The sequence below is a fragment of the Enterococcus sp. DIV0660C genome (assembly GCF_017316125.1).
GTDB lineage: Bacteria > Bacillota > Bacilli > Lactobacillales > Enterococcaceae > Enterococcus_B.
Map to the genome: position 1 here is coordinate 1 of NZ_JAFLWA010000065.1, position 3,423 is coordinate 3,423.

The 3,423-nt window shown below is 30.6% G+C and carries 2 protein-coding genes and 2 pseudogenes; 3 read left to right on the top strand and 1 reads right to left on the bottom strand.

Annotated elements, in window-relative coordinates; all coding sequences use genetic code 11:
- Nucleotides 1-32 precede the first annotated feature (32 nt).
- From DOK81_RS12230 to DOK81_RS12425, 3 genes and pseudogenes are all read left to right on the top strand, one after another.
- Nucleotides 33-628: pseudogene (locus DOK81_RS12230) on the top strand (type IV toxin-antitoxin system AbiEi family antitoxin domain-containing protein).
- Nucleotides 629-676: 48 nt separating this feature from the next.
- A pseudogene (locus tag DOK81_RS12465) lies at nt 677-979 on the top strand (nucleotidyl transferase AbiEii/AbiGii toxin family protein); the annotation flags it as partial.
- Nucleotides 953-1,084 carry a hypothetical protein gene (locus tag DOK81_RS12425; protein WP_277988536.1) on the top strand — a complete coding sequence of 44 codons (132 nt, stop codon included), beginning with the start codon at nt 953-955 and terminating at the stop codon, nt 1,082-1,084. The pseudogene DOK81_RS12465 and the gene DOK81_RS12425, both read left to right, overlap by 27 nt.
- Before the next feature lie 518 nt (nt 1,085-1,602).
- On the opposite strand, the gene DOK81_RS12240 is transcribed toward DOK81_RS12425, so the two are convergent.
- The gene (locus DOK81_RS12240; RefSeq protein ID WP_206911233.1) at nt 1,603-3,090 is read right to left on the bottom strand and encodes a helix-turn-helix domain-containing protein; all 1,488 of its coding nucleotides are present in this window, start codon (nt 3,088-3,090) and stop codon (nt 1,603-1,605) included.
- Nucleotides 3,091-3,423: the final 333 nt, after the last annotated feature.

The following is a 3,423-nucleotide window of genomic DNA, read 5'->3' on the forward strand; positions in this document are numbered from 1 at the left end:
ATAAGTTTATACGTATACAAAGGAGGGAGAAAATGACAAAAGCAATGGTATACAAGCTGCTAGAAGAATTTAATGGAACTTTGGCTTTGAAAGATGCAAAAAAAGCGGGCATTTCTCCTGTAACGATCAAACGCATGGTGGATCGAGGGGAGTTGGACCGAGAGTATCCAGGTTTTTTCACATTACCTGGTCAATTTCCTGATGAGTTGTTTATTGCACAAAAAAATATGAGCGCGGCATTATTTCACATATTACCGCATTAGATTTGTATGATTTAACAGATATGATCCCTAGACAGATCGATCTGACCGTTCCTTATGGTTATCACGTCTCTGAAAAGGGGTTAAAGGAATTTGCAGTTGAGCTACACTACACAAAAGCGGAATGGTATGAACTAGGTAAGAACGAAGTAAAAAGTCGTTACGGTAATCCTGTTATAGCCTATAATCCAGAAAGAACCTTATGTGACATTTGGAATCCCTGGTATAACGTTGAGGATGAAATCAAAGTAAAAGCAGTTAAAAACTACATGGCATCGGACAGAAAAAATATTAGAAAATTGAATGAGTATCGACGAATTTTACCAACAGATAAATCGATGCGTTCTTATATTATGGCTTTAAATTAAAGGAGAAGATACATAACACCTACATAGTTAAAAGCAAAAGTAAAAAATATTTCCAGAGAAAAAGAAGTTGATCCGCAACTTTTTTTAAGACATTTTATGATGGAAAAATTCTTGGAAAAAATATCGGAGTCTCCTTATCGTGAAAATTTTGTGTTAAAAGGCGGTTTCTTAATTGGCTCAAAATATGGCATTGAAAATTGCACAACCAAAGGCATTGATACGACCTTGCGTGAAATGAAAGTAACCAAAGAGACATTGACAATGGTTCTAAACGACATTTTTTAGACGCCAACGAAAGAAGGCATTCAATTTGAGATTCAAGGGATGATAGAAACGAGAGAATCCGAGTATACTATTTCAGTGACAGGTCACTTTAATAAAAGGAATCAATTAGTCATTGAATCGATGCAATTAGAAACCCCGATCATTTTACGCGATCAATGGGCATATAAATAAAAGAAGAGTTGCAATCCTAATGTCGGACTGTATCTCTTTTTGTTTTACATAGAAACAGGAAGAAATGAAAAGGCCTGTTTAGGAAGGCACAAACGCCTTCTCAATTGAAAAAACTTTCTCTCACTCCAACCGCCACCGCCGTTCGAGAACAAAGGAAGTGAACGTTGTACGTTCACTAAGATAAGGTGTCTTGCTTTGCAAAACAAAATAGAAAAAACTTCCTCTCACCAAAAGGTTCGTTCCTGTTCGCTATTTCTTTATTGATTTGCCAGATCGGCAACAAGTTGCCTTTTATCATTAATCAGGCTGTCTTTTTTTATTCTATATACGGTTTTTCTCGTAATATTTTATTCTTTTGCAATCTTTGAATAGCAGAGTATGTCATACGAACAATGTTGATTATTGATGAATTTTGTAGTAAATTTAGTGATTTTGATATTTAAATCGAAATTTTGTCATATAAAAACACCTCAAACGTTAGTCTTTTCGACTAATGTTTGAGATGGGGAAGGAACGTATCATTTATGCTTACTTAAAATACTTTTAATTTTATTTTGGATGTTTATGAAATCTTTAAAAGAAACTTGTGCGTCAATCAAAAGTGTATCGATATTAATAAAATCTAATGACCTATAGTTTGTACATAAACAAAATGCAGCTTCTGATTCTGGGATTGAGCTATTAAGCTCTAGATGGTAAAAACTTTTGAATGCATCTGAAATTCTTTCAATAATCAAAGTTTCTAAACTTTGAGATAAATCTGTTTCAATTTTAATTTTAATGAGCTTTTGATTTTTAGATGGTGATATAAGTAAGGCATAAGAAGACGCTAAAGGGGTAATTAAACTTGAACGTTTATTAGAATCTTCACTGTATACATTATTTTCATCTAAAATAGCATTGATTATTGGTTTAATAGTAGGGTAATTTTTATGAATATACTTATTAATATTATAACCAGAGATAGTATAATCAACTTTTCCGATTGTTTCGGCTGAAACAAAAGCGGCAATAATACTACTAATGAAAATTTTTTTTGTTTGGAAATTAGAGTAAGTAAAATTCCTTTCGATATCATCTGAATATAATAATAATTCTAATAAATTTTTATTATTAAAAACTTCAGAAATAGTATCAACATCTTTAAAAATTTGCATTAGAAAAAAAGGTTCTCGACAAGCTAGGATTGTCAAGTATTCGATGTCTTCTCTTTTTAAATGATATTTAGGAGATAGATGTTTATACATAGAACGACTAAAATGTTTTATTTTAATGAAAAAATTATCCGAAAGGAAAAGGGTCTTGGTTAACGTATTAAGATGTTGATTGATTATTGTACCTCCTTTTTTAGATCTTAGAATAGTTGTTGCTAAAATATAGCAACTTAGCTCCATTTTAGCAGGAGGTACTTCAATGCCATTTTGACTATAAATAGTAGATATTATTTTTTTACAATTAGCTTTTGAAATACCTGCAAAAGGCCAATCGATACCATTGTAGTTTCTCCAAAAAAAAGAAACGATTAAAAATCGGATTTTTTCTTCATCTCCGACTAGTCTCACAATTCCCTGTCTTTTTTTTAAATCAAGATTCATTGTATTTAGATGTTTTCTTAGTAAGGATAGTTTTTTATTAACCAGAGATTCCGATAAAAAATTATCATAAGCAAATTGGACAATATTTACTTGCGTATTAGTTAAAATATTCTCAATCAATTTAAAGAAAGGGCTTTCCTGTATAATCTGTGTGGAAAGAATTTTATAATCTTTTTTTGTCCCGTTAAATTTATATCCTTGACCGTGTTTCTCAACCAAAATACCATTATTCTCTTGAACATATGGGAGCTTTGATAGTAAACCAAAATACTTATAAATAGATCGGCGATCCATCTTTAATTTTTTACTCAATTCATTAGTGGTAATTATAGTAGGTTGTTTATATAACAGAGATAATAATTCAGTTTTTTTTTGGACCTCTTTTCCCAAAATCTTATAGAAATTTTCCATTGTAATCCTCACATTTCTTTTTGAAAAGATATTATAAAAGCAAATAAGCATGTATTACTAAGTCATCGATAGAGCATGGACAAAAACATGGACGTTTGCTAGTTTTAAGTGGGTGAGTAGCAACAGAGCATAAATAGAGTTAAATTGTTCAATGAAAAAATGAATAGTTTATAAGCAAATAAATATAATTTTGTTCAAATAATACCTATTTTGTTGCTAATAAATATAGCAAAAAGAAATTCTTCACTAGAAAAATTTTCTCTTTTTCAAGATAGTTATTAAGTATATACTAGAAAGTTTATTTAAAATAGTCAATAAAAAAGCATATGGTAT

Coding starts and splice junctions, on each gene's coding strand:
- DOK81_RS12425 (WP_277988536.1), top strand. CDS start 953: ATGATAGAAACGAGAGAATCCGAGTATACTATTTCAGTGACAGGTCAC.
- DOK81_RS12240 (WP_206911233.1), bottom strand. CDS start 3,090: ATGGAAAATTTCTATAAGATTTTGGGAAAAGAGGTCCAAAAAAAAACT.